Annotated in this window: 23 protein-coding genes; 17 read left to right on the plus strand and 6 right to left on the minus strand. The window is 69.8% G+C overall.

What is annotated here, in order from left to right:
• Positions 1–66: 66 nt before the first annotated feature.
• The 6 genes from ABFY20_RS02520 (at position 67) to ABFY20_RS02545 (ending at position 6571) form a co-directional block, all read left to right on the plus strand.
• Positions 67–1191 (plus strand): sugar ABC transporter substrate-binding protein, encoded by a 1125-nt coding sequence (locus tag ABFY20_RS02520; protein WP_368498381.1) that lies wholly within the window; start codon positions 67–69, stop codon positions 1189–1191.
• Between the two features lie 77 nt (positions 1192–1268).
• Positions 1269–2780, plus strand: coding sequence for a sugar ABC transporter ATP-binding protein (locus tag ABFY20_RS02525; RefSeq protein ID WP_368498382.1), 1512 nt, complete (start codon positions 1269–1271; stop codon positions 2778–2780).
• Positions 2777–3772, plus strand: coding sequence for an ABC transporter permease (locus ABFY20_RS02530; RefSeq protein WP_368498383.1), 996 nt, complete (start codon positions 2777–2779; stop codon positions 3770–3772). Before ABFY20_RS02525 ends, ABFY20_RS02530 begins: the two co-directional genes overlap by 4 nt.
• Complete coding sequence (locus ABFY20_RS02535; RefSeq protein WP_368498384.1) at positions 3772–4794, plus strand: ABC transporter permease; 1023 nt, start codon at positions 3772–3774, stop codon at positions 4792–4794. The genes ABFY20_RS02530 and ABFY20_RS02535 overlap by 1 nt, the downstream gene beginning before the upstream one ends.
• Positions 4795–4823: 29 nt before the next feature.
• Positions 4824–5543 (plus strand): helix-turn-helix domain-containing protein, encoded by a 720-nt coding sequence (locus ABFY20_RS02540; protein WP_368498385.1) that lies wholly within the window; start codon positions 4824–4826, stop codon positions 5541–5543.
• Complete coding sequence (locus ABFY20_RS02545; RefSeq protein ID WP_368498386.1) at positions 5540–6571, plus strand: ketopantoate reductase family protein; 1032 nt, start codon at positions 5540–5542, stop codon at positions 6569–6571. Before ABFY20_RS02540 ends, ABFY20_RS02545 begins: the two co-directional genes overlap by 4 nt.
• 12 nt (positions 6572–6583) lie before the next feature.
• Here ABFY20_RS02545 and ABFY20_RS02550 read toward each other — a convergent pair whose 3' ends face one another.
• Positions 6584–7627 (minus strand): ketopantoate reductase family protein, encoded by a 1044-nt coding sequence (locus tag ABFY20_RS02550; protein ID WP_368498387.1) that lies wholly within the window; start codon positions 7625–7627, stop codon positions 6584–6586.
• Between the two features lie 123 nt (positions 7628–7750).
• On the opposite strand from ABFY20_RS02550, the gene ABFY20_RS02555 reads away from it, so the two are divergent.
• Both ABFY20_RS02555 and ABFY20_RS02560 read left to right on the plus strand, forming a co-directional pair.
• Positions 7751–8296 carry a nuclear transport factor 2 family protein gene (locus ABFY20_RS02555; RefSeq protein ID WP_368498388.1) on the plus strand — a complete coding sequence of 182 codons (546 nt, stop codon included), beginning with the start codon at positions 7751–7753 and terminating at the stop codon, positions 8294–8296.
• Between the two features lie 87 nt (positions 8297–8383).
• Entirely contained in the window at positions 8384–9418 is a 1035-nt protein-coding gene (locus ABFY20_RS02560; protein WP_368498389.1) for a LacI family DNA-binding transcriptional regulator, read from the plus strand.
• On the opposite strand, the gene ABFY20_RS02565 is transcribed toward ABFY20_RS02560, so the two are convergent.
• The gene (locus ABFY20_RS02565) at positions 9407–10282 is read right to left on the minus strand and encodes a sugar phosphate isomerase/epimerase family protein (protein WP_368498390.1); all 876 of its coding nucleotides are present in this window, start codon (positions 10280–10282) and stop codon (positions 9407–9409) included. The two genes, ABFY20_RS02560 and ABFY20_RS02565, sit on opposite strands and share 12 nt — an antisense overlap.
• Positions 10283–10479: 197 nt before the next feature.
• Here ABFY20_RS02565 and ABFY20_RS02570 point away from each other — a divergent pair, with 197 nt between their 5' ends.
• The 7 genes from ABFY20_RS02570 (at position 10480) to ABFY20_RS02600 (ending at position 18010) form a co-directional block, all read left to right on the plus strand.
• Complete coding sequence (locus tag ABFY20_RS02570) at positions 10480–11274, plus strand: SDR family NAD(P)-dependent oxidoreductase (protein WP_368498391.1); 795 nt, start codon at positions 10480–10482, stop codon at positions 11272–11274.
• 90 nt (positions 11275–11364) lie between these two features.
• Positions 11365–12432 carry a sugar ABC transporter substrate-binding protein gene (locus ABFY20_RS02575; protein ID WP_368498392.1) on the plus strand — a complete coding sequence of 356 codons (1068 nt, stop codon included), beginning with the start codon at positions 11365–11367 and terminating at the stop codon, positions 12430–12432.
• Positions 12433–12455: 23 nt separating this feature from the next.
• Positions 12456–13976, plus strand: coding sequence for a sugar ABC transporter ATP-binding protein (locus ABFY20_RS02580; protein WP_368498393.1), 1521 nt, complete (start codon positions 12456–12458; stop codon positions 13974–13976).
• Between the two features lie 65 nt (positions 13977–14041).
• The gene (locus ABFY20_RS02585; protein WP_368498394.1) at positions 14042–15079 is read left to right on the plus strand and encodes an ABC transporter permease; all 1038 of its coding nucleotides are present in this window, start codon (positions 14042–14044) and stop codon (positions 15077–15079) included.
• Positions 15076–16188: a zinc-binding dehydrogenase gene (locus tag ABFY20_RS02590; protein WP_368498395.1), complete on the plus strand. Its 1113-nt coding sequence runs from the start codon at positions 15076–15078 to the stop codon at positions 16186–16188. The genes ABFY20_RS02585 and ABFY20_RS02590 overlap by 4 nt, the downstream gene beginning before the upstream one ends.
• A complete protein-coding gene (locus ABFY20_RS02595; protein WP_368498396.1) occupies positions 16185–17294 on the plus strand; it encodes a zinc-binding dehydrogenase in 1110 nt (369 codons plus the stop codon). The genes ABFY20_RS02590 and ABFY20_RS02595 overlap by 4 nt, the downstream gene beginning before the upstream one ends.
• A complete protein-coding gene (locus ABFY20_RS02600; RefSeq protein WP_368498397.1) occupies positions 17291–18010 on the plus strand; it encodes an SDR family NAD(P)-dependent oxidoreductase in 720 nt (239 codons plus the stop codon). The genes ABFY20_RS02595 and ABFY20_RS02600 overlap by 4 nt, the downstream gene beginning before the upstream one ends.
• Positions 18011–18130: 120 nt before the next feature.
• On the opposite strand, the gene ABFY20_RS02605 is transcribed toward ABFY20_RS02600, so the two are convergent.
• Positions 18131–18652, minus strand: a complete 522-nt coding sequence (locus ABFY20_RS02605) for a metallophosphoesterase (RefSeq protein WP_368498398.1) — start codon at positions 18650–18652, stop codon at positions 18131–18133.
• A gap of 173 nt (positions 18653–18825) precedes the next feature.
• Here ABFY20_RS02605 and ABFY20_RS02610 point away from each other — a divergent pair, with 173 nt between their 5' ends.
• Positions 18826–19860 (plus strand): alpha/beta hydrolase fold domain-containing protein, encoded by a 1035-nt coding sequence (locus ABFY20_RS02610; protein ID WP_368498399.1) that lies wholly within the window; start codon positions 18826–18828, stop codon positions 19858–19860.
• A 132-nt stretch (positions 19861–19992) separates the two neighbouring features.
• The gene (locus ABFY20_RS02615) at positions 19993–20733 is read left to right on the plus strand and encodes an SDR family oxidoreductase (protein ID WP_368498400.1); all 741 of its coding nucleotides are present in this window, start codon (positions 19993–19995) and stop codon (positions 20731–20733) included.
• Positions 20734–20748: 15 nt separating this feature from the next.
• On the opposite strand, the gene ABFY20_RS02620 is transcribed toward ABFY20_RS02615, so the two are convergent.
• The 3 genes from ABFY20_RS02620 to ABFY20_RS02630 form a co-directional block, all read right to left on the minus strand.
• The gene (locus ABFY20_RS02620; RefSeq protein ID WP_368498401.1) at positions 20749–21717 is read right to left on the minus strand and encodes a DsbA family protein; all 969 of its coding nucleotides are present in this window, start codon (positions 21715–21717) and stop codon (positions 20749–20751) included.
• Positions 21718–21851: 134 nt separating this feature from the next.
• Complete coding sequence (locus tag ABFY20_RS02625; RefSeq protein WP_368498402.1) at positions 21852–22175, minus strand: hypothetical protein; 324 nt, start codon at positions 22173–22175, stop codon at positions 21852–21854.
• A gap of 115 nt (positions 22176–22290) precedes the next feature.
• Complete coding sequence (locus tag ABFY20_RS02630; RefSeq protein ID WP_368498403.1) at positions 22291–23229, minus strand: acyl-CoA thioesterase; 939 nt, start codon at positions 23227–23229, stop codon at positions 22291–22293.
• Between the last annotated feature and the right edge of the window lie 121 nt (positions 23230–23350).

The following is a 23350-nucleotide window of genomic DNA, read 5'->3' on the forward strand; positions in this document are numbered from 1 at the left end:
TCGGCGACGCTGATCCACACATCACTGGGAGTTGCAATGAGGCAATCGACATCGCGTCTCGTACGCGTGGCAGCGGCAATCGGACTGACGGCGGTGATGGGCTTCGGGCTCGCCGCCTGCTCGTCGGACGGCACCAGCGCAGGGGCTGGATCGACCAGCGCCGCCGGTGAGGGGACGGGCTCGCTGAACGGCGACGGCAAGACCATCGTCATGTTCATGCCCTCCACCGCCACCATCTACCAGTCCGACGAGGCCGCCTCCGTCAAGGCCGAGGCCGAGAAGCTCGGCTACGAGGTCAAGATCTTCGAAAACAAGACCGACCAGACCGAGCAGGACCAGCAGGTGCAGCAGTTCATCGCCACCGGCGAGGTTCCCGCCGCCTTCGTCTGGTGGCCCTCGAACTCACAGGCCGGCATCAACTCCAGCCGTCTGCTCTCGCAGATCGCCCCCGTCTTCCAGGTGAACCAGTCGGTGCTCCCGGAGGGCGAGGACTACATCACCGCCTACGCCGGCGTGCGCGCCTACGGCATCGGTGAGACCGCGGGCGAGATGCTGAAGGCGGCGCGTGAGGACGCGCTGGCCGCGGGCAAGCAGCTGCACTCCGAGCAGGGCAACCTCATCGAGATCACCTTCCCCGCCGGGTACCAGTCGGGCATCGACCGCCACGACGGCATGCTCGCCGCCACCGAGGACGAGCCGTTCGACCTCCTCGCCAGCGAGCCGACCGCCGCGGGCTTCGACTCGCAGGCCGCGTTCGACATCGCCAGCCAGGTCATCCCGAAGTTCTCGTCGGGGGGCATCGACTTCGTGTTCGCCCAGAACCTGTCGATGGCGGCCGGTGTGGTGACGGCGCTCGAGCAGAACGGCCTCACCCCCGGTGAAGACGTCTGGGTCATCGCGGGCAACGACGCCGGTGACAAGACGCCGCTGAAGAACGGCAAGGTCTACAGCGCCGTCATCCAGTCGCCCGTCGTCGAGGGCAAGCTCATCATCCAGACCGTGGCGAAGTACCTGGCCTCGGGCGAGGTCACCGACGAGGTCGTCAACCTCGAGCTGGAGCCGGCCGAGCCGGAGCTCACCGCCGACCCGCCGGCCAAGACGACCTACATGCCCAACCCGCCCATCCGGCTCGCCGACATCGACGGCTTCGAGTTCTGGGGCCTCGGCTACGAGCAGCTCGGCAGCCAGTAACACGACGGGATGCGCCGGGCCCGCACCAGGGCCCGGCGCACCCCGCATCCGGCGCACCGACGGAAGGAAGGAACACCATGGCTGACGGCACCCCCGCCGCCCCCGCGCGACTCGTCGCGACCGGCCTGAGCAAGCGCTACGGCGCCGTCCAGGCGCTCGCCGACGTCGACTTCGACCTGAGGCCGGGCGAGGTCGTGGCCCTGCTCGGCGAGAACGGCGCCGGCAAGAGCACCCTCGTGAAGGTTCTCTCCGGGCTCGTGACCCCCGACACGGGCACCATCACGATGGACGGCGAGCCCGTGAACATCTCCTCGAGCGCCCGCTCGCAGGCGGCCGGCATCGCCGTGGTGCAGCAGGAGTACAGCACCGTCGGCGCCCTCTCGGTTGCCGAGAACCTGGTGCTCGGCAAGGCGAACTCGCCCTTCCTCTGGACGCGGGGGCGCCTGCGCGCCGAGGCGCAGGCCCTGCTCGGCGAGGTGGGTCTCGGGCACATCGACCCCTCCACCAAGGTCGAGGAGCTGTCGGTCGCCGAGATGCAGCTGCTCGAGGTGGCCAGGGTGCTCGCCCGTGAGGCCCGGGTCGTCATCTTCGACGAACCCACCGCCGCACTCTCCGACGCCGAGACCGAGAAGGTGCTGGCGGTCGTGCGCGGCCTCGCCGCGAAGGGCATCAGCATCGTCTACGTCACCCACCGCCTCCCCGAGGTGTTCGCCATCGCCGACCGCGTCAGCATCTTCCGCAACGGCCGGAGCCTGCCGAGCGTTGCGATCGGAGACATCGACGTGGCCGGCATCATCCAGATGATGCTCGGGCGCACCCTCGAGACCATGTACCCCGAGCGCAGGCCGGTCGAGGGCGACGAGCGGCTGGTGCTGCGCGACGTCGTCATCTCGGGGCTCAGCGCGCCGGTGTCGCTCAGCGCCCGCCGGGGCGAGATCCTCGGCCTCACCGGCCAGCTTGGATCCGGCGCCGATCTGGTGGTGAAGGCCCTGGCCAGCGAGACGCCCATCCTCGGCGGCGTGGTGGAGGTCGACGGCTCGCCCCTCAAGGCGAAGGACCGGTCGAAGGGCCTCGCCGACGGCATCACCTACTGCTCGCCCGACCGCAAGCGCAGCGGCATCTTCGCGGGTCTGTCGATCGTGCGGAACCTCTCGTCGTCGTGGCTGTCGTCGGTGGCCACCGCCGGCACGGTGAGCACCCGGCGCGAGCGCAGCGCCGCTGAGGCGCTGGCGTCGGCGTTCGCCATCGACAGCAAGCGCCTCGGCTCCAGCGTCGGCAAGCTCTCCGGCGGCAACCAGCAGAAGGTCGCCCTGGCGAAGTGGCTCGGCAACAACCCGACGCTCTTCCTGGTGGAGGAGCCCACGCGCGGCGTCGACGTCGGGGCGCGCTCCGACATCTACGCGAAGCTGCGCGGTCTCTGCGAGCAGGGGATGACCGTGGTCGTCTCGAGCTCCGACACGAACGAGATCCACGGCCTCTGCGACACCATCGCCACCTTCTACCACGGCGAGATGGTGGGCGTGGGCCCGGCCGACGACTGGACGGAGGACGCCCTCGTGGCGGCCGTCATGAACAGGAGCGAGAAGTGACCCTGCAGACCGACACGGCGTCGCTGTCGGCGACGACCGCCCCACCCGCGCCCTCGCGGCGCGCGGCGGAGTTCGTGATCAGGTGGTCGCTGCCCCTGATCCTCCTCATCACCCTGGTGATCGCCACCGCCACCACGCCCGGCTTCCTCTCGTTCGAGAACCTCCGCGGCATCCTCATCAACACCTCCGTCATCGGCATCGCGGCCGTCGGGCTCACGCCCGTGACGCTCTCGGGCAACCTGGTCTCGCTCGCGGTGACCCAGCAGGCGATGCTCGCGGCCGTGGTGTTCTTCCCCCTCCTCGCGGTGGGGGTCCCGCTGCCGCTCGCGATCATCCTGGTCATCCTCATCCTCGCGGCGACCGGCTTCGCCCAGGGCGCGTTCGTGGCCCTCGGCCTCAACCCGATGATCACGACGCTGGCCGCGGGCGCGATCATCTTCGGTCTCGCCACGCTCGTCACGGGCGGCCGCGTGGTCTCGGCGCCCGAGGTCGACACCAGGTGGATCGCGCTCGCCAGCCCGCTCGGGCTGCCGCTGCCGATCTACATCTTCGTCGGTTTCACCATCCTCACGACCTTCTTCATCGACCGCACCGTCACAGGCCGCAAGATCTCCCTCGCCGGCGCCAACCGCGAGACGGCCCGTCTCAGCGGCGTCTCGTTCCGAGCGGCAACCATCGCCGCCTTCGTGGTGCTCGGCATCGGCACCGCCATCTCGGGCATCGTCGTTGCCGCGCAGGCGGGTCAGGCCACCACGCTCGACCTGCCGACGCTCACCTCGAACGTGATCGCCGCCGTGCTGGTGGGCGGCACCGCCATCCAGGGCGGCTTCGGCTCACCGTTGCGCTCGGCGCTCGGCGCTCTCATGATCGCCATCTTCAGTCAGGTCATGCTGTTGCACGACTTCTCGCACGGCGTGCGGCTCGCCGCGGTGGGACTGCTCGTCGTCGTCATGGTCTCCGTCCTCCACGTCATCCGAAAGAAGGCGATCTGATGCGCGGCGCACTCACCACCACCCTGCGGGAGTACGGTCTGCGGATCGTCATCCTCCTGGCCGTCATCGTGACGTTCCTGATCGTCTCGAAGAGCTTCGCGGGGCCCTCCTCCGTCTACGCGGTGCTCGAGTCGTTCGCCTTCGTCGGCATCGTCGCCCTCGGCCTCTCGGTCACCATGATCGCCGGTGAGCTCGACCTCTCGGTCGCATCGACGGCGGCGCTCATGGGAGTCATCGCCATCGAGGTCGCCCAGTTCGGGCTGGTCGTCGCCATCGTGACGGCGCTCGCCGGAGGGGCGGTGCTCGGTGCTCTGCAGGGTTGGCTCATCGCACGCCTCGGCATCAACTCCCTGGTGTTCACGGCCGGCAGCCTCATCGCCATCCGCGGCTTCGCCTACATCGCGAGCAACAACTCGCCCGTGGTGCTCACCGACTTCGCCATCTCCGACCCGCTGCACACCCGGTTCGCGACGTTCTTCTCGCCGTCGAGCGTCATCGCGATCATCGCCTTCGTCGTCGTCGGTCTCTTCCTGGCGTTCACCCGGCCCGGCCGGCACATCTACGCCATCGGTGGGGCGCGCACCGAGGCCATCGCCGCGGGAGTGCCGGTCACCGGCTCGATGACCCTCGCGTTCTCCCTCTCCGGAGCCACCGCCGGTCTCGCCGGAGCCATCGCCTGCCTGAAGGGCGGCAGCGCCGCTCCCGAGGGATTCCCCGACCTGCTGCTGCTCGCCGTGGGCGCGGCGCTCATCGGAGGCATCGGGCTCTACGGCGGTGTCGGCACGATCTGGCACGTCGTCATCGGTGTGGCGATCACGGGCACCCTCACCGCCGGCATGGCGACGCTCGCTGCGCCGTCGTACCTCAGCAACCTGGTGCTCGGCGTGCTGCTCGTGCTGCTCCTGGTCGCCGACTTCTTCATCGCCAAGGCCGTGCGCCGCCGCCGGCTCAGCCGGCTGCGCGAGATCGTGGCCACCGACGGGGAGGTGCCCGCTGAGGCCCTTGTCGCGACTGGCCGCTAGAGTCGTCACGAATCGACGACGGAGTGCACATGAAGAGCGATCTTGGCCCTGGTCTCAGAACTGTCCGCGAAGCGAAGGGGCTCAGTCTGCGCGCGGTCGCGGCAGCCGTGGGCATCTCGCCGAGCCTGCTGTCGCAGGTGGAGACGGGAAAGACGCATCCCTCGGTGAGCACGCTGTACGCGATCGTGACCTACCTCGGCATGTCGATCGACGAGGCACTCGGCACGAGTGCGGCACCCGTGCCCCCGGTCGACGGCGGCGACCCTCGCGGTCGTGCGCTCCCCCTCCCGGGTCCGCGCGTCTCACCCATCCAGCGGGTGGAGGACAACCCGACCATCGAGATGGAGAACGGGGTGACCTGGCAGCGCCTCGCCGTGGGCGGCTACAGCATCGTCGACCCGCTCATCACCACCTACGCGCCCGGCGGCTCCAGCTCCATCGAGGGCCGGCTGATGCGGCACTCGGGCATCGAGTACGGGTTCATCCTCTACGGCGAGCTCACGCTGAAGCTCGACTTCGACACCTACATCCTGAGGCCGGGTGACTCCATGGCGTTCGACTCGCTGCGGCCCCACCTCTACATCAACCACACCGACCAGGAGACGCAGGGCATGTGGTTCGTGCTCGGCCGCCACGAGGGCGACGACGGCAGTGAACTGCTCGCCGAGCACGGCATCTCCCGTGCCGGAACCCGGCCGCTGCAATCGGCGGTCGACGTGCTGAGCGAACTCCACAAGGGAGACCAATGACGAACGCACCCAAGATCGCCGTGCTCGGCGCCGGAGCGAACGGCGCCTCCATCGGCGTCGACCTCACCCGCGCCGGGCTCGACGTGACCCTTATCGAGCAGTGGCCCGCCCATGTGGAGGCGATGCGCGCATCCGGCGCCACCATCGTGATGCCCGAGGAGACCCTGCACCAGGAGGTGCGGGTGCTGCATCTCTGCCAGGTCGCCGAGGTGCGCGAACGGTTCGACATCGTGCTCATGCTCATGAAGGCATATGACACACGCTGGGCCGCTGAGCTCATCAGCTCGGTGCTCGCCCCCGAAGGACTGCTCGTCGGCGTGCAGAACGGGATGACCGTCGACACCATCGCCGACGTCGTCGGCCCGGAGCGCACGATCGGATGCGTCATCGAGATCACGTCGATGATGTTCGAACCCGGTGTGGTGCAACGCCACTCCGCCCACGACCGCAGCTGGTTCGCCGTCGGCAGCATCGACCCTGCGACTGCCGATCGGGTCGGTGAGGTGACGGCGCTGCTCGAGCACGTGGGGTCGGTCGAGGTGGTCGACGACATCCGGGCGGCCAAGTGGATGAAGCTCGTGAGCAACGCCACGACGCTCGTGACCACCGGAATCCTCGGGCTCCCGATGGTGGAGGCGGCGGCCATCCCGGAGATGCGCGCACTCATGCTGCGTTCGGGCGAGGAGGCGCTCGCCGCCACGACAGCGCTCGGGAACCCCGTGCTCCCGATCTTCGGCCTCACCCCGGAGGCGGTCGAAGACCCCGCCACCGTGGTCGAGACGCTGCTCGACACCCTGCTCGGCGGCTTCGTCATGCCCGACTCCAAGACGACGGTCCTGCAGGACTGGATGAAGGGCAGGCGCAGCGAGGTCGACGAGCTGAACGGCCTGGTCGCCCGCACCCTGCGCGAGCACGGGCAGGCGGCACCGGTGAACGAGGCGGTCGTCGAGCTCGCCCACCGCATCGAGCGGGGCGAGCTCGAGCCCGGGCCGCACAACCTCGAGCTGCTGCTCGAGCTCGCGGGCTGAGGGCCACCCCGCTCAGACGCGGGTCGCCGCCAGAGCGTCGACGAGCAGGGTCGAGTTCGCCGGGTCGGGCGTGAGCTCACCGCGCTCGATGCGCTCCGCGATGGCAAGGATCGCCTCGTTCACCGGCACCGCGACGCCGAGTTCGCGGGCCCGGGCCACGATGTAGCCGTTGAAGGCGTCGAGCTCGGCGCGGCGACCCTTGTCCCAGTCCTGCAGCACGGCCACCCGGGTGTCGGGAAGGGAATACGACTCGAGCACCGACTCGAGCAGGTCGATGCCGTAGCGGTCGTCGCCCGGCACATCGGCCTCGGTCTTGCCGAAGATCGGCACCATGGCGATGCCGAGGGCCGTCGCCACCCGGTAGGCCTCGCGCGACGCCTCGTCCATCACCGGGCGAACCCCCTCGATGCCCGCCGCGGTCAGCAGCGGCACGTTGAGGATGGCGGAGGGCAGCATCTCGGGGATGTTGGCGATGAGCTTCATCCACTTCGACGCCCTGATGTCGGGCGAGACCGAGATGCTCCCGGCGTGCCCGAGCGCCTCCACGACGTGCTCGAGAGCCGGGGTGCGAGCGCCGCTCAGGGTACCCACCGTGAGCCAGGTGCCCGCGGGAGCCACCTGGCGCACCACGACACCCGGGGTGAACATGTTCGCGGCGATGCCCAGCACGGCGCCCACCGTGCGCTCGGCCCCCACGACATCGGAGACGGCGTCGATGGTCATGCCGTTCTGCAGCCCCACCACCACCGAGTCCTCCCGCAGCAGTGGCTTGATGAGCTCGGTCACCCAGCGGGTGTCGTAGCTCTTCACGGAGACGAAGACGATGTCGAAGGGCTCGCGCAGCTCGGCGACCTGGCAGAAGTGGTAGGCCGACACCGGGGTGATCTCGGTGGAGCCGTCGGGCAGATGCACGGTGAGGCCGTGCTCGCGCATCGCCTCCACATGGGCCGGCCACTGCTCGATGAAGGTCACGTCGAGGCCGGCGCGGACCATGTCGGCTCCCATCGAGGCGCCGTTGGCTCCCGTTCCGACAACTGCGATCCTGCGTGCGCTCATAGCCACCACAACTCCCTCGGTGTGTTCAAACAGACTAAACACTATCGTATGGGTGTTCAATCAGGCTGTCGATAGCCAGCGGGTGCCGGTCCGTGATTTGCTAGACCCGAACGGAGGACGACGATGACCCCGACCGACACCTTCTCGAGCGACCGCCTGGGCGACCGGCTTGAGATCCAGCACCGGGTGCACCAGTTCTGCCGGGCCATCGACCGGCTCGACCTCGAGATGCTGCGCGAGGTCTACCACGACGACGCGCACGACGACCACGGCTCCTACCAGGGCGGGGTCGACGGCCTCATCGAGTGGATCGGCGAGCGCCACCGCGCCATCGGCTTCTCCTCGCACCACGTCACCAACACCTTCATCGAGTTCGCCGACGACGACTCCGCCTTCGTCGAGACCTACTTCCTCGCCTGGCAGAGCGTGAGCCCCGGCACCGGCGCCGCGGTCGACGGCGGGGGGAGCCAAGAGGCCATCTCGTCGGGTCGTTACGCCGACCACTTCGTGCGCAAGGAAGGCCGATGGGCCATCCAGTCGCGCATCGCCATTCCGGGATCGTTGCTGGCCATGACCGAGCGCCTCGCGCCTGCCGGCGCCCCCGAGCGGGGCTCCCGCACCCCCGACGACCCGGCCGAGCGGCTCCGCGCCCAACTGGGCCTCGCCTAGCGCGGCCGGGCCGCCCCTCCCGTCACGCGGGCGAACTTCTCGTGCAACAATCAGCACACCCGTGTTTGCGCAAGGAGGGCACCTGGTATGGCGACCAAACGACCGACGATCGTCGACGTCGCCAAGAAGGCCGGGGTGTCGAAGTCGCTCGTGTCGCTCGTGATGCGCGAAGCGCCCGGGGTGAGCGACGAACGGCGCGCGATGGTGCTGCGAGCCGCCGACGAACTCGGCTACCGCGTCAACTTCGCGGCCCGCTCCCTCACCGCCAATCCCCGTTCCGGCAAGCTCGTCGGCTTCGTCATCCGCGACCTCGAGCAGCCCTGGGCGTCCGACGTGGTCGACATCATCAAGCCGATCATCGAAGACGCCGGCTATACGGTGCTGCTCACCCTGTTCTCGCCCACGAACGGCAGCCGACGTCTCGATTTCTCGGCGCTCGACGTGCTGCGAGACCTGCGGGTGACCGGGCTGGTGTTCATCGGGTCGATGCACGATCATCCGGCGCTCAACCGGGTCGACTTCGCGCGGGCGGTGGTCTATTCCGGCTGGGGCCCCGACGGGCCGACGGCCGACGCCGTGCGGGGCAATGACCAGCTGGGCCTGCAGCTCGTGGTCGACCACCTGGTGGGTCTCGGCCATCGCCGCATCGTCCACGTCTCGGGAATCCCCGGCGCCGTCGCCACCGATCGGGCCGACGGCTACCGCAAGGCGATGCAGCGCCACGGGCTCCGCGAGCATCTGTCGGTCATCCAGGCCGATTACACCATCAGCGCCGGTCATGCGGCAGCGATGCATCTGCTGCGTGACAACCCGGAGCCCCCCACCGCCATCACCTGCGCCGACGACATGTCGGCGATGGGTGTGATGTCGGCAGTCGCCCACCTCGGCCTCGACGTGGCGGTGACGGGGTACGACAACATCGCCATGTCTGCCCTCAGCCAGATCGACCTCACCACGGTCGACCAGAACAACGCCGAGATGGCCGAGCGTTCGGCCCGGGCGCTGCTCGCCAGGCTCGAGCAACCGGGCGCGCCGTTCATGACCGACGTCGTGCGGCCGCGTCTGGTGGTACGGGGCTCGAGCTTCAGGGGAGTGAGCGCTTCCGGGACCTCATCCGCGTAGTGCTTCGTCGGCCCTGGCGAACTCGCCGAGCGTGGCCGATCGGGCGGCGTCGAGCGCCTCGTCGAGTCTGCGGGAGCGGTGGGCCGCGGAGAGGATCTCGACTCCCCACGGGCCGTCGAAACCGAGGCCGCGGATGACGTTGATGAAGCCTGCGACGTCCCATTCGCCCTCGCCGGGCAGCATCCGCTCGTCGACCGTGTCGATCCAGAGGTCGGCCGGCTGCGCCGCCCGGGCATCGTTCAGCTCGACGGCGAACAGGGTGGCCGGGTCGACGAAGCCCGTGAGCTCGTCGATCGGCGTTCCGCCGCGGTAGACGTGCCAGATGTCGATGCACAGCCCGGCCGCCGGATGCGCGACCTCGCTGAGGAAGCGCTGCCCGGCCTCGATGGTCGAGAAGTTCGTCATCGGCAGCGCCTCCAGCGCCAGGCGGGTTCCTGCATCGGCGGCCTCCTCGGCCAGCTTCCTGAACTCGCGCACGAGCAGCTCGTCGTCGACGACCCCGCCCGAGAAGTCGCCCGCACACTTGATGTGGAGGGGCGACAGCGCTCGTGCGGCCTCGAACAACTCGCCCCGCATTGCGTCGGAGACGACGCGGCGGTCGCCGTCGGTCCACCAGTCGCCGAGGAACTCGAGCTCGAGGTAGCGGAGGCCGGCGTCGTCGAGGGCGCCCCTGATGTCGGCGTAGTCGAGGGTGGTCAGAGCAGTCTTGAGGTCGGCGTGCACCAGCCCGAAACCCGACCATCCGGCGGCGCCGGCGGCGCGGATGCGGTCGAGGAGCGCGAACGGGCTGGTCTCGTCGCCTCGTTGCGGGGCGGCATCGCCGGCCGTGGTCCAGCAGGATGCGATGAGCTCGGGCTCTGGCATGGAATCTCCTCGTCGTTGAGTCCGGGTGAAACGAATGCCCCTCAATGTATTTCCAGACTGCACAGTTGACAAGCTCAGTTGAACGATGATGCAATCCTCACGCCGGGGCCCGACGGGTCGGCGACTCCCGCCGAGAGCGACGTCCCGGCCTCAGCGGGCCCGTGCAGCGGGCCCTTCGATGACGAAGGAGACATGAGATGGATCTCGGACTTGCAGGCAAGACGGCGTACGTGACCGGCGCGGCCACAGGCATCGGGCGGGCGACAGTCGAGGCGCTCGCCGCAGAGGGTGCGGCGGTCTACGCCGTCGACATCCAGGGCCAGACGCTGAGCGCCTACGTCGACGAGCTCGAGTCGGGCGAGGTGGCGGTCGGCGAGTTCGACTTGTCGACCGAGGCGGGCGTCGACGCGGCGGCCGACGCCATGCTCGGTCATTTCGGCTCGGCACCCGACATCCTGGTCAACAACGTCGGGGCGGGCAAGATGCTCGGCTTCGAGGAGATCGACGATGCGCTCTGGCACCGCACCCTCGAGCTCAACCTGTTCGCCATGGTGCGCACCTGCCGCGTGGTCGTGCCCCGCATGGCGGAGCGCGGCGGGGCGGTCGTGAACGTCGCCTCCGACCTGGCACGCCAGGCGGAGCCGGTGATCGTCGACTACGCCGCGAGCAAGTCGGCGATGCTGAGTGTCAGCAAGTCGCTCGCTCTCACCTATGCACCCTCGGTGCGGGTCAACTCCGTCTGCCCCGGCCCCATCTGGACCCCGTTCTGGTACGCGCCAGGCGGGTTCGCCGAGACCATGGAGAAGACCTACGGGGCCGAGGGGCAGGAGGCCATCGATGCCTTCATCGCCGACCGCGGCATCCCGCTCGGCCGAATGGGCCTCCCCGAGGAGGTCGCCCGCACGATCGTGTTCCTGGCCTCGCCCGCGGCTTCGTACACGACAGGTTCGGTGTATGGCGTCGACGGTGGCACGATCCGTGCCACCGCGTGATCGGGACTTGACACGACGAGAATGGAACGGTCTACTGGAACGGTCTATTCAGGCCCGACCCTGTCGCACCACGAACAAAGGAGTTCACGGATGAACCATGCACGACGCCACCGGCCCCGCCGCATCGCCCCGGTGCTGCTCACCGCAGCGCTCGTCCCCGCCGTCCTGGCAGGCTGCAGCAACACGCCCATCGGAACCGGTGGGGGCTCGACCGCCTCCGGCGACTCCGCCACGGTGGGCCTCGCCGGCTCGTTCCTCACCAACCCGTTCCAGGTGGTGCTGGTCGACGGCATCGGTGTCGACTCCGAGAAGATCGGGCTCGACCTGCTGCCGGCCACCAACGCCGACGCCGATCCCGCCCAGCAGATCACCGACATCCAGAACCTGCTCGCCCAGAACGTCAACGGACTCATCGTGGTGCCGGTCGACTCGAGTGCGGTCATCCCGGGCATCGAACAGGCCAACAACCAGGGCGTGCCGGTGGTGACCGTCGACGTGGCCCCCAACGGAGGCGATGTCTACATGGTCGTGCGTGCCGACAACTACTACATGGGCACCGCGGCGTGCGAAGCGATGGGCGAGGCGATCGGCGGAACGGGCACCGTGCTCAACCTGCAGGGCGACCTGGCATCGGTGAACGGTCTCGACCGCTCCGACGGCTTCACCGACTGCATGACCGAGAAGTTCCCCGACGTCGAGGTCATCTCCCGCCCCACCAACTGGGTCGCCCAGGAAGCCGCCGACGCGGCACAGGCGGTCGCCTCGACCACCGACCTCGCCGGCATCTTCATGGCCAGCGACACCGTGATGGGTCCGAGCATCGCGCAGGTGCTGCAGACCCAGGGCAAGTGGACGACGTCAGACGACCCGAACCACATCTTCCTGGCCGCGATCGACGGCGGCAGCGAGGCGCTGCAGTTCGTGCGCGACGGCTATTTCGATGCCGTCGTGTCGCAGCCGGCCGACCTGTACAGCAAGTACTCGACCCAGTACGTCAAGGACGCGATCGACGGCAAGACCTATGAGGCCGGCCCCACCGATCATGACAGCGAGATCGTCGAAGACGAGAACGGCATCCTCGAAGACCTGCTCCCCTCGCCCGTGGTGACGAAGGACAACGTCGACGACCCCGCCCTCTGGGGCAACTCGCAGGGCTGACGGACACCGGAGGAGGAGGCACGATGACGACGACCGACGGCCGGGAGCGCCACGACATCGCCGTCCGCATCAGCGGGCTCACGAAGATCTACGGATCGACCCGCGCACTCGACGGCGTCGACCTCACGGTGGCCGTGGGGGAGTCGCGAGCGCTGCTCGGCCGCAACGGCGCCGGCAAGTCCACCCTCATCGGCCTCCTCTCCGGGCTCGGCCGTGCCGACGGCGGCACCATCAGCGTGCTGGGCGCCGACGGTGCGATGGAGGGCGCGGGTTCTGACGCGATCGGCTGCGTCTATCAGAAGTCGACCCTCATCCCCGGCCTCACCGCCGCCGAGAACATCTGGCTCGGACGGTACCCGACCGACCGGCTCGGCGGCGTGGCCTGGGGCAGGCTGATGGCGGATGCGCGTTCCCTGCTCGACGAGTGGGGGATCGGAAGGGTCGCCGATCGGGTGGCCGATCAACTCGAACCGGTCGAGCGCAAGATCGTCGAGATCTGTCGTGCCCTCTCGCAGGGGCCCAAGGTGCTGCTGCTCGACGAGCCGACCGCCGGTCTCGACGAGGGCGGCAGCCAGGAGCTGTTCGCCAAGATCGCTGAGGCCAGGCGACGGGGTGTGACCGTCATCTACGTCTCCCACCACCTCGAGGAGGTGTTCGAGGTCTGCGACTCCGTCACCATCCTCCGCGACGGCACGGATGTGCTGCACGCGCCGGTCTCCGAGATGACGATCGATTCGATCGTCGATGCCATGGTCGGGCCCGCCCTCACCGATTCCCTCGCCGCCGACCCGGCAGCGCGGCGCCGCGCCGAGCTCGGCGAGACCGTCCTCGCGGTCGAGGGCGTCTCGGTCGACGGGGCGGTCGATGGATCCGACCTCGTGCTCCGCCGGGGGGAATGCCTCGGTCTCACGGGGCTCGACGGTGCAGGTCACGTGCAGCTCGCCGAGGCCATCGCCGGCCTCACCGTCCCCACCGCGGGCGTCATCACCCTGGAGGGACGCCGAATCTCCACCTCCTCGATCGGGGCGAACATCCGTGCCGGAATCGGCTACGTTCCCGAAGACCGGCACGAGAGCGGGTTCATCCCGGCGCTCAGCGTCGAGGAGAACGCCACCATGACGATCTTCGACCGCATCCGCAACCGCGCCGGCCTCATCAGCGGGTCGCGGCGGCGACAGTACTACGACCGCCTCCAGGCGGCCTGGAGCATCAAGGCGGCCGGCCCGACCCAGCCGATCGAAGAGCTGAGCGGCGGCAACCAGCAGAAGGTGGTCCTCGCGCGTGCCCTCGCATCCGACCCGGCCGTGCTGGTGCTCATCAACCCCACAGCCGGCGTCGACGTCTCAGCGAAGGCCTCGATCTACGAATCGATCGCCGAGCTCACGGCGGCCGGACGCTCGGTCATCGTCGTGTCGAGCGACGACGCCGATCTCGCCGTCTGCGATCGCGTGCTGGTGATGTTCAAGGGCCGCGTGCACGCCCAGCTCCCGGCGGGCTGGGACGAACGAGAGCTCGTCGCCGCCGTGCAAGGGGAAGCAGCATGACCCGTGAGGCAGGCACCCCCACTCGACACTCCCGAACGACCAGCGATACCGAGAAGGCTACCCAGATGACAGATCAGACGGCGGTCGCCACCGCCCCGCGGCGGACGCCGCTCGCCGACCGCTTCGGCGGACTCCGTGAACTCGTGCTGCTGCCGGTGATCATCCTGGTCATGATCATCGGCTCGATCCTCACGCCCAACTTCTTCACCGTCAACAACCTGGTGAACAAGGTGCTCGTGACCTCAGCGGTGCTCGGCGTCGTCGTCATCGCCGAGAGCATGATCCTCATCGCCGGCTACTTCGATCTGTCGCTCGAGTCGACGGTGGGCCTCGCGCCGATGCTCGCTGCCTGGCTCGTGCTCCCCGCCGCGGTGGGCGGGTCTGGGCTCGGCCTCTCGCCGTGGGCCGCCTTCGGCGTGATGTTCGTGGCGTCGATCGCGATCGGCCTGTTCAACGGCTTCCTCATCGCCGTGCTCAGGTTGAACGCCTTCATCGTCACGCTGGCGATGCTGATCTTCCTCCGCGGGCTCACCCTCGGCATCTCCGGCGGCCAGACCCTCTCCGGCCTCCCGCCCGAGTTCACCGCGCTGGGGAACTCCTACATCTTCGGCATCTCGGTGCAGGTGTGGATCGTCGTCGTCGCCTTCGTCGTCGTCGCCCTGTTCATGCGCAAGCATCCCGTCGGCCGCAAGATCTACGCCATCGGCGGCAACGAAGAGGCGTCGAAGGCGGCGGGCATCAACACGGTGCGCATCACCATCGGCCTGTTCGTGGTCGGCGCCATGCTCGCGGCCCTCGCCGGCCTCATGCTCACCAGCCGCATCGCGTCCGTCACCGCCAACCAGGGCGACGGCATGATCTTCACTGTCTTCGCCGCCGCCGTCATCGGCGGCATCTCGCTCGACGGCGGCCGGGGCACCATGGTCGGAGCAGCCACAGGCGTGCTGCTGCTCGGCATCATCCAGAACATCCTCACGCTCACCAACGTGCCGTCGTTCTGGATCAGCGCGATCTACGGTCTCATCATCCTCGCCGCTCTGGTGTTCGGTCACTTCTCCGGTCGCCTCAATCTGCTCCGCTCCGCGAAGCTGGGTCGCGCATGAGCGTCGAGCATGACGAGCCGGCGCGCTGGCCGACGGGTGAGATGGCCGGACTCCAGTTCGTCGCGGCCGGCCGAGCAGAGTGGATGCGCGTGCCGGTGCCCGGGGAACGAACCGGTCACGTGCTGGTCGAGGTGGAGCGCCTCGGCATCTGCGGCACCGACGAGCACCTCCACTCGGGGCACTCCGCATATATAAGGAGTGGACTCACCACCTATCCCTTCCAGCCGGGCCACGAATTCGTCGGCCGCGTCGTCGCCGTAGCTCCCGGGGTGCGCTCGGTGGCCGTCGGAGACAGGGTGGTGGGCGAGCCCTTCCTCCCGTGCCTGGCCTGCCCGGTCTGCCGTTCGGGTGCCATCAACCTGTGCCCGAACCGGGCCGAGCAGGGCGTGCGCGGCAACGTTCCCGGGGCCGCCGCGCGTTATGTGCGCACCCCCGCCGCCAACCTCGCGGTCGTGCCCGAAGGGGTGGGACCCGATGCCGCTGTGCTCGCCGAACCCTCCGTCACGGCGCTCGGCGCCCTCGAGGCCATCAGAGTGATGCCGGGCGACGAGGTCGCCGTGATCGGCACCGGCACGATCGGGTTGCTCGTCGTGCAGATCGCCTCGGCGCTCGGTGCCCGGGTGACCGCCGTCGGTATCGACGAGCACGGACTCGCGCGGGCGGAGGAGTGCGGTGCCGTGGCGATCGCCCGCCCCGAAGAGGCGCCGAGCGACCGTTTCGACGCGACGGTCGAGGCCTCGGGTGCCACTCCGGCTCTGCTCACCGCCTCGCGCATCACCGGCCCCGGCGGCCGCATCGCACAGGTGGGCATTCCCGGCGGTGCCGATGTGCCGGTCGACGGCTCGTCCATCGTCGCCAAGGGGCTCACCATCACCGGCGTGCTCGGAGGGGTGGCGCATCTGTCACGGGCCGTGGGGCTCATCGCCGCCGGTGTCATCCGGCCCGAGCTGCTCATCCGGCACGTCATCGGATGGGAAGACGCGCCTGACGCGTTCGGAGTGCCAGCCGGCGACGCGAAGCCTAAGGTACTGGTCGACCTCTCCGCGCTCGCCCGCGATGATGCAGCCGCACTCGGTGTCGGCGTCGGTGCGGGGAGGGGCATCGCATGAGCGAGAGCTCGAGGCGTGACACCGCTTCCGGCGGCGTCGGTGGTGCCCTCGCCGGCGCCATCGGTGCGGTGATCGTCGACCGAGACGCGTCGGGAACGGTCGGGGTGAGCTACCGAGCGCACCCCCGCCCGGTGCCCGGCGCGGGGGAGCTGCTCGTGCGCCCCGCCTTCGTGGGCATCTGCGGCTCCGACCTGGAGCAGCTCCACGGCGGCATGCCGGAGTCGTTCGTCATCGCCTACCCCCACGTGCTCGGACATGAGTGGGCCGGCGTGGTGGTGGAGACGGGCCCGGGCGCCTCACGCTTCTCGGCGGGCGACCGCGTGCTCGGGCACGGAGACCTCGGCGGCAACTCCTGGTTCGGCGTCACACACGACGGCGCGATGGCCGAGCTGTTCACGGTCTCGGAGACGATGTGCTTCGCCGTGCCCGAGTCGGTCGAGCTGCAGACCGCCGCCATCATCGAGCCGTTCGTCTGCGTCTTCACAGCTCTGCAGCGGGTCGGCGGTGTCAGTGCCTCCGACACCGTGCACGTGTACGGGCTCGGTGCCATCGGCCTCTCCGCCGTCATCCAGGCGGCGACGGCGGGAGCCGAGGTCGTCGTGTTCGACCCGAGTGCGCCTCGGAGAGAGCTGGCGCTGGCACTCGGCGCGGCCGTCGCGGTCGACCCTCTCGGGGCGGAGGCCGACGGCGACCCGCTCGAGGTCGTCGAGCGGGAGACCGGCAGGCGTCTCGCCGATCTCGTCGTCGAAGCATCCGGAGCGCCCTCGGCCCAGGCCGCAGCGCTCGAGAGCGCCGACGACCGGGGGAGGGTGCTGCTCATGGGCGTCTCGGTGCCGCGCGCCGTGCCGTCGCGGCTCGGGCTCGTGCAGCAGCGCGGCCTCACCGTGTCGAGCTCGACCGGGGCACCGCCGGAGTACTGGGCCCCCGCAATCAGGTTCGTCGAACGGCGCGGCATCGACCTGAGCGTGCTCGTGTCGTCGACCCTCGACTTCGCCGACATCGCGGAAGCCGTGAGGCGGGCGGAGGATTCGCGTCACGAGATCAAGGTGCTCGTCAGGCCGGGTGCCACCCCATCGACCCACGCAGAAAATGGAGCACCGAGATGAGACTCACCGACAAGATCGCGATCGTGACCGGAGGTGCGAGGGGCATCGGCCGGGCGACCGCCGAGCTGTTCGCCGAGGAAGGAGCGACGGTCGTCGTCGCCGACCTCTCCGTCGACACCCCGCTGGCCGACGGCATCGAGTTCGTCGAGCACGACGTCACCGATGAGGAGTCGTGGCGCCGGCTCGTGGCGGGCGTCGTCGAGCGACACGGTCGCGTCGACGTGCTGTTCAACAACGCCGGAACCGTGGGCTCGTACGAGCCGATCGACACGATCGACCCCGAGCTGTGGAAGCGCATCGTCGACATCAACCTCAACGGCTGCTTCTACGGCGTGCGCCAGGTCGTCCCGGTGATGCGGGAGAACGGCGGTGGGTCGATCGTCAACACCTCGTCGATCTGGGGCATCGCCGGGGCGGCGGGGGTCTCGGCGTACACGGCGAGCAAGGCCGCGGTGCGGTCGCTGTCGAAGAACGTCGCCCTGTCGTACGTCGGCGACGGCATCCGCTGCAACTCGATCCACCCCGGCATCATCGACACCCCGATGATCGAGGCGCAAGACGCCGGCGTGACCGCGGGCATCGTCGACATCACCCCGATGAAGCGACTCGGCACTCCCCGCGAGATCGCCAACGGCGTGCTGTTCCTCGCCAGCGACGAGTCGTCGTACATGACCGGGGCGGAGCTCGTGATCGACGGCGGCTACACCGCGCAGTGAGCGTGCCTCCGGCGTGACCGGCGCCGCCCGCGAGAAGGTCGAGCATAGAAGATCGGGCGTGTGGTCGCGCAAAGTGTCACCAAGGCGGGAAATGGGCGCACTTTGGGCGACCAGGATGTGTCAGGACAGCTCGTGCAAGGTGACGTCGCGGAGCGCGCCCGCGTCGGCCACGGCGGTGAGGTAGGTGCGGAAGGGCTGACGACGGCGGTCGGTCGGCGAGCCCGGGTTGAGCAGGCGCAGGCCGTTCGGGGTCACGGTGTCCCACGGGATGTGGCTGTGCCCGAACACGAGCAGCTGCGCCGCGGAGGAGTCGGCCGGGTCGGGCCGGAACAGTGCGTCCATCCTGCGCTCCCGCCCCGTCGCGGCGCCCGTCTCGTGGATCACGGCCATCCGCACCCCGTCGATCACCTCGTGCGCCACCTCGGGCAGCCGCTCCCGCAGCGCGGGCCCGTCGTTGTTCCCCCACACCCCCACGAGCTTGCGGCTCAGCCCCTCGAGCAGGTCGAGCGTCTCGACGTCGACCCAGTCGCCCGCGTGCACCACCACGTCGGCCCGCTCGATCGCCTCGAGCACCTCCCGCGGCAGCACCTTCGCCCGCTTCGGCACGTGCGTGTCCGCCACCACCACCACCCGAGTCGCCACCCACCCATCGTCCCACGGTCGCTCGAGGTGGGTACGCATGACGTGGTCGCGCGCGATCTCTGCGGCGCGAGTGACCCGTCGACCCGGAACGCGACGTTCTCGACGGGGACTGGCATCTGCGGCACGACAGTGTGCACACGGTCGTAGGGTGGCCACACGAGGGAGGGGTGGGCGTGTCGGCGGTGATGAGGGTGATGGGGCCGGTGCTGAGGGTGCGGCGGATGGTGGGGGAGAGGCCGCGGCGGGTGGAGGAACTCGAGCGGATGCTGCGGGGTCGGGTGTACCCGGAGTCGGCGGAGGTGCCGCGGGGACTGCGGCAGCGGTGCCACGTGCGGGAGGAGACGGTCGGCGCGTACCGGGTGATCACGCTGACGCCGCGGGAGGGTGCGAGCGGGGTGCGGGTGGTGCACATTCCCGGGGGCTCGTACGTGCATCCGCTCGTGGTGCAGCACTGGTGGCTCCTCGGGGCGGTGATGGCTGCGAGTGGGGCGACGGTGACCGTGCCGTTGTACGGGCTCGCGCCGGAGTTCACGGTCGACGATGTCCTGCCGTTCCTCGACGAGGTGCGCCGCCGTGTGTTCGCCGAAGCGGAGGGCGCGCCTGTGTTCTTCTCGGGAGACTCGGCGGTCGGCGCGTTGGCGCTGCGGCAGGCGGTGCGTGCCCGACCGCGGCCGGGCGGCGGCCGAGCGGTGGAAGGTCGACCCGACCCTGGCACACCCCAGGCGCCGGGCGCACAGCCGGCACCGGGCGCCCAGGGAGTGGCCGGAGTGGTGCTCGTGGCGCCGTGGCTCGACGCCGGTCTCGGCGATGCCCGGGTGGGGGAGCTCGCGCGCCGCGACGCGATGCTCGATCCCGCCCGCCTGCGGGTGTGCGGGAGGTTGTGGGCCGGGAAACGAGACGTGCGCGACCCCGAGGTGAGCCCGCTCTTCGCCGAGCCCGACGAGTTCACCGGCCTCCCGCCGGTGCGGATCGTGCAGGGCGGGCGCGATGTGATGCTGCCCGACACGCAGATGCTCTCGCGCATCCTGCGGCGGGCCGGCGTCGACGTCGAGACCCGCGTCTATCCCGACGGCTTCCACAACTTTCCCGCCGTGCCGGTGTTGCCCGAGTCGCGCGACGCGATCGCGTGGATCGGCGACTTCCTGCGCCGCCCGGTCGGCAGCCACGAGACAAGGGGCGTCGCGCCGTCCGCACCCGCGAAAAGCTGACCGAAGGCTTCTCGACGACGCGCGCGACCCCGGCTCGGCCGGGGGTACGGATGCGCGTCACATCGCCCAGGGCTCCGTCGTCTGAAAGAGTGAGGAGCCCGTCAACCAGCGGGCGGAAAAGGTGGAGTGCGCATGAAGATCGCCGTCGCGGGAGGAACGGGTGCCGTCGGCGCCCTCGTCGTCGACGAGGCCCGCGCTCGCGGTCACGAGGCGGTGGTGCTGGCCCGCTCGGCGGGCATCGACCTCACCACGGGCCGCTCGCTCGAGCACGCGCTCGACGGGGTCGACGCGGTGATCGACACCACGAGCATCCAGACCCAGTCGGCCAGGGCGTCGACGGCCTTCTTCACGACGGTGTCCCGGATGCTGCAGCAGGCCGAGCAGCGCGCCGGCGTGGGCCACCACCTCGTTCTCTCGATCGTCGGCGCCGACCTCGCGCCGCACGACTACTACGCGGGAAAGCGCGCGCAGGAACTGCTGGTGGCCGAGGGCGCGGTGCCGTGGACGCTGCTGCGCGCGACGCAGTTCCACGAGTTCGCCCCGCAGATGCTGAAGCGGCTCGGAGTGGGCCCGGTCGCCCTCGCGCCCCGGATGCGCACGCAGCCGATCGCGGCGCGCGAGGTCGCCGAGCACCTCGTGACGCTGGCCGAGGCCGGTCCGGCGGGCGAGATCGCGCCCCTGGCCGGGCCACGCGAGGAGAACCTCGCCCGCATGATGCGCGCGCACGATCGCGCCGCGGGCCGGCGACGAGCGGTGCTCGAGATCGCGTTGCCGGGGCCGTTCGGGCGCGCGCTCCGCGACGGCACCCTGCTGCCCGGGCGGGATGCGGTGCTCGGTCGGCAGAGCTACGACGACTGGCTCGCGAGCCGCTGACCGCGTGCTCCGCCGCTACCCGGCGGGAGCAGGGGACGGAGCAGGAGTGCTGCCCTCGGTGCCCGTACCGCCGTCGGTCGCGCCATCCTCCGTCGTCCCGTCGCCCGCGGCGGCCGCCGACTTCTCGGTGAACACCTCGGTGATGAAGGTGTTGAGCGCCTCCGTGTCGTCGAGCGCCCCCGTGTAGGCGGTGCCGTCGACGACGAGGAGCGGAACCGTGCTGAGCGCCGTGACGTCGGAGTTCGGGATGCTCGCCTTCGCCCGGTCGGTCGCCCCCGTCACCCAGTCGGAGAATTCGTCGCCCCGGATGCATGAGGCGATGCCGTCGTCGGTGATCCCGGCATCCTCCATCAGCTTGACGAGCTCGTCGTTGCTGAGCCCGCCGTCGGGGAGCGTGGGCTGCGCGGCGACGAGTGCGTTGTGGGCGACGAGAGCGGCGTTCGGCAGGCCGTTCGCCACGCACGCGAAGGCGTTCGCAGCGCGCGCGGCGTAGCTGCCCGGGCCCTCGAGGGCGACGGGGTGCAGTTCGAGGCTGGCGTAGCCGGCCGACACGTAGCCCTGCAGTGCGGCGCCGTTCGTGGTCTCGAAGGTGGAGACGTCGGCGCTGGCGTAGTCGACGTACTCGGTGAGCCGCAGCACCTGGGAGGTGTCGAGCTCGGAGGCGATGGGCTCTTCGCCGGGCTGCAGCGCGTCGGTGGTCGTGGCACTCACGCTGCTGCCGTCGCCCGTGAACAGCACGCCGTCGCTCAACATGTTGGCGGGACCGACGAAGGTGGCGCGGATGCCGTTGTACACCGCGAAGCCCACCCCGGCCAGAATGGCCACGGCCACCACGACCGAGCCGGTCACGAACAGGATGCGGTTGCGCCGGCGCCTCGCCCGTTCCTCCTCGCGCTTGATGCGGGCGAGTTCGCGGGAGAGCGCCTGGCGGTCCTTCTTCGACAGTCCGTCGTAGAGGTCCTTCTCGGACTTCGCGGGGCTCATGCGGAGGCTTCTCCTCGGTCGTGGGGCGGGCGTGCGCCAGTACACACTAGTGAGGAAATCTATGAGCGCGCTGCCCGATCGCCCGGCGAGGCGGGCGCAAGACGGGTCTCGGCGGCGGTGCGCCGCAGCTCAGCTCAGCCTTCGGCCGAACGCTCCTGCAGGTAGGAGCAGAGGGAGGCGGCGACCTCGAGCTCGGAGGCGAGGGCGTGCAGCTGCGCCGCGTCGAGCTCGACGTCTTCGGTGCGTGCGTTGAGGGTGACCGTCCAGCGCGACTCGCCGATACCGACCGGCTGCATGTAGACATCGGTCGGAGCGTTGCGCAAGGGCACCACGACGAGACCGGTGTCGGCGCCGTCTGTGCCGTCTTGAATGATGACGTTCACGAGGATCCCGCCTTCGCGGGAGGAGCGGAAGTCTTCGAGCCACTGCTCGAGAACCTCTTTGCTTCGGAAATCCATGCCCTGCCTTTCTCGGCACGGCAGTCTTCCGCGCTCTAGAGCCTTACGACGGTAACATCATCCACTGACAGCGCGCCTGGGGTTGACGCGAGCGGCCTACACGGACAGCCCGTACTCAGCCTACGGGGATGCGTTCGAGCGCCCCGCGCATCCGGATCAGCTCCTCGGCGTGAGCGTCGAGGCGCAGGTCTTCGGCCGAGTTCAGCGGGAGCGGGGCGACGGGTCTCGCGCCCTCGTCGCCGAGGTCGACGAAGATGCTCATGCACTGCGTCGTGAGTTGCAGCTCGTGCGGGGTGCGCGGCGAGCCCGAGCGCACCCGCACGGCGACGTGCATGCTGCGCTCGCCGGTGTGGATGAGTCGCGCGTCGACCTCGACGATGTCGCCGATGCGGATGGGGCGGAAGAAATGGATGCCGCCCGAGTAGACCGCCACCGCCGCCTCCGAGCTCCAGCTCGCGGCGCAGGCGTACGCGGTCTCGTCGATCCAGCGCATCACGGTGCCGCCGTGCGCGTTGCCGCCGTAGTTCGCGTCGGCCGGGGCGGCGAGGAAGCGGAACACCGTGCGCGGCGTGGTGCCGGCGTCGGAGTACTCCTGGGCGAGCATGGCGTCGCGGATGGCGCGCCGCGGGGCCAGGCGTTCCTCGGCGCGGTCGTGCAGCATCCGGTCGCCCTCGGTCGACGGGTGCCAGGTGGGCACCTCCTGCGGCCGGCCCTCGGCGTCGACGGCGACGAACACGAGGAGACAGTGCGTGGCGGGCGTGAACTCGCGGCTGCGCACGTCGGAGGCGGCGACGGTGACGAGCACCTGCATGCTGGTGCGCCCGGTCTGGATGACGCGCGCCCGCGCCTCGATCATGTCGCCCGCGGCGATCGGCCGGGTGAAGTGCACGTTGCCGACGTACGCGGTGACGCAGTACGACGCGCTCCAGCCGACGGCGCAGGCGAAGCCCGCCTTGTCGATCCACTCGAGCACCCGACCGGCGGCGACGGTGAGCCCGCCCGCCGCGGTGTCTTGGGGTGCGGCGAGGAAGCGGAGGGTCACGCTGTCGTTCATGTCCTCAGGATGCCAGCCGAGCGACGAGATTCAGGCCCCTTTTCCCATCGATCACCCCGGAAGATCGCCCGATCTTTCGCGGCTGTCAAGCCCCGCGCGGATGCGCACACCCACCCGGCCG

Source organism: Herbiconiux sp. A18JL235 (assembly GCF_040939305.1).
In the GTDB taxonomy this organism is placed as follows: Bacteria; Actinomycetota; Actinomycetes; order Actinomycetales; family Microbacteriaceae; genus Herbiconiux.

What these genes read in the sequence shown, in the direction of transcription:
- ABFY20_RS02525 (WP_368498382.1), top strand. Translation starts at nt 1,269, where the DNA reads ATGGCTGACGGCACCCCCGCCGCCCCCGCGCGACTCGTCGCGACCGGC.
- ABFY20_RS02535 (WP_368498384.1), top strand. Translation starts at nt 3,772, where the DNA reads ATGCGCGGCGCACTCACCACCACCCTGCGGGAGTACGGTCTGCGGATC.
- ABFY20_RS02540 (WP_368498385.1), top strand. Translation starts at nt 4,824, where the DNA reads ATGAAGAGCGATCTTGGCCCTGGTCTCAGAACTGTCCGCGAAGCGAAG.
- ABFY20_RS02545 (WP_368498386.1), top strand. Translation starts at nt 5,540, where the DNA reads ATGACGAACGCACCCAAGATCGCCGTGCTCGGCGCCGGAGCGAACGGC.
- ABFY20_RS02550 (WP_368498387.1), bottom strand. Translation starts at nt 7,627, where the DNA reads ATGAGCGCACGCAGGATCGCAGTTGTCGGAACGGGAGCCAACGGCGCC.
- ABFY20_RS02555 (WP_368498388.1), top strand. Translation starts at nt 7,751, where the DNA reads ATGACCCCGACCGACACCTTCTCGAGCGACCGCCTGGGCGACCGGCTT.
- ABFY20_RS02560 (WP_368498389.1), top strand. Translation starts at nt 8,384, where the DNA reads ATGGCGACCAAACGACCGACGATCGTCGACGTCGCCAAGAAGGCCGGG.
- ABFY20_RS02565 (WP_368498390.1), bottom strand. Translation starts at nt 10,282, where the DNA reads ATGCCAGAGCCCGAGCTCATCGCATCCTGCTGGACCACGGCCGGCGAT.
- ABFY20_RS02570 (WP_368498391.1), top strand. Translation starts at nt 10,480, where the DNA reads ATGGATCTCGGACTTGCAGGCAAGACGGCGTACGTGACCGGCGCGGCC.
- ABFY20_RS02575 (WP_368498392.1), top strand. Translation starts at nt 11,365, where the DNA reads ATGAACCATGCACGACGCCACCGGCCCCGCCGCATCGCCCCGGTGCTG.
- ABFY20_RS02580 (WP_368498393.1), top strand. Translation starts at nt 12,456, where the DNA reads ATGACGACGACCGACGGCCGGGAGCGCCACGACATCGCCGTCCGCATC.
- ABFY20_RS02585 (WP_368498394.1), top strand. Translation starts at nt 14,042, where the DNA reads ATGACAGATCAGACGGCGGTCGCCACCGCCCCGCGGCGGACGCCGCTC.
- ABFY20_RS02590 (WP_368498395.1), top strand. Translation starts at nt 15,076, where the DNA reads ATGAGCGTCGAGCATGACGAGCCGGCGCGCTGGCCGACGGGTGAGATG.
- ABFY20_RS02595 (WP_368498396.1), top strand. Translation starts at nt 16,185, where the DNA reads ATGAGCGAGAGCTCGAGGCGTGACACCGCTTCCGGCGGCGTCGGTGGT.
- ABFY20_RS02600 (WP_368498397.1), top strand. Translation starts at nt 17,291, where the DNA reads ATGAGACTCACCGACAAGATCGCGATCGTGACCGGAGGTGCGAGGGGC.
- ABFY20_RS02615 (WP_368498400.1), top strand. Translation starts at nt 19,993, where the DNA reads ATGAAGATCGCCGTCGCGGGAGGAACGGGTGCCGTCGGCGCCCTCGTC.
- ABFY20_RS02620 (WP_368498401.1), bottom strand. Translation starts at nt 21,717, where the DNA reads ATGAGCCCCGCGAAGTCCGAGAAGGACCTCTACGACGGACTGTCGAAG.
- ABFY20_RS02625 (WP_368498402.1), bottom strand. Translation starts at nt 22,175, where the DNA reads ATGGATTTCCGAAGCAAAGAGGTTCTCGAGCAGTGGCTCGAAGACTTC.
- ABFY20_RS02630 (WP_368498403.1), bottom strand. Translation starts at nt 23,229, where the DNA reads ATGAACGACAGCGTGACCCTCCGCTTCCTCGCCGCACCCCAAGACACC.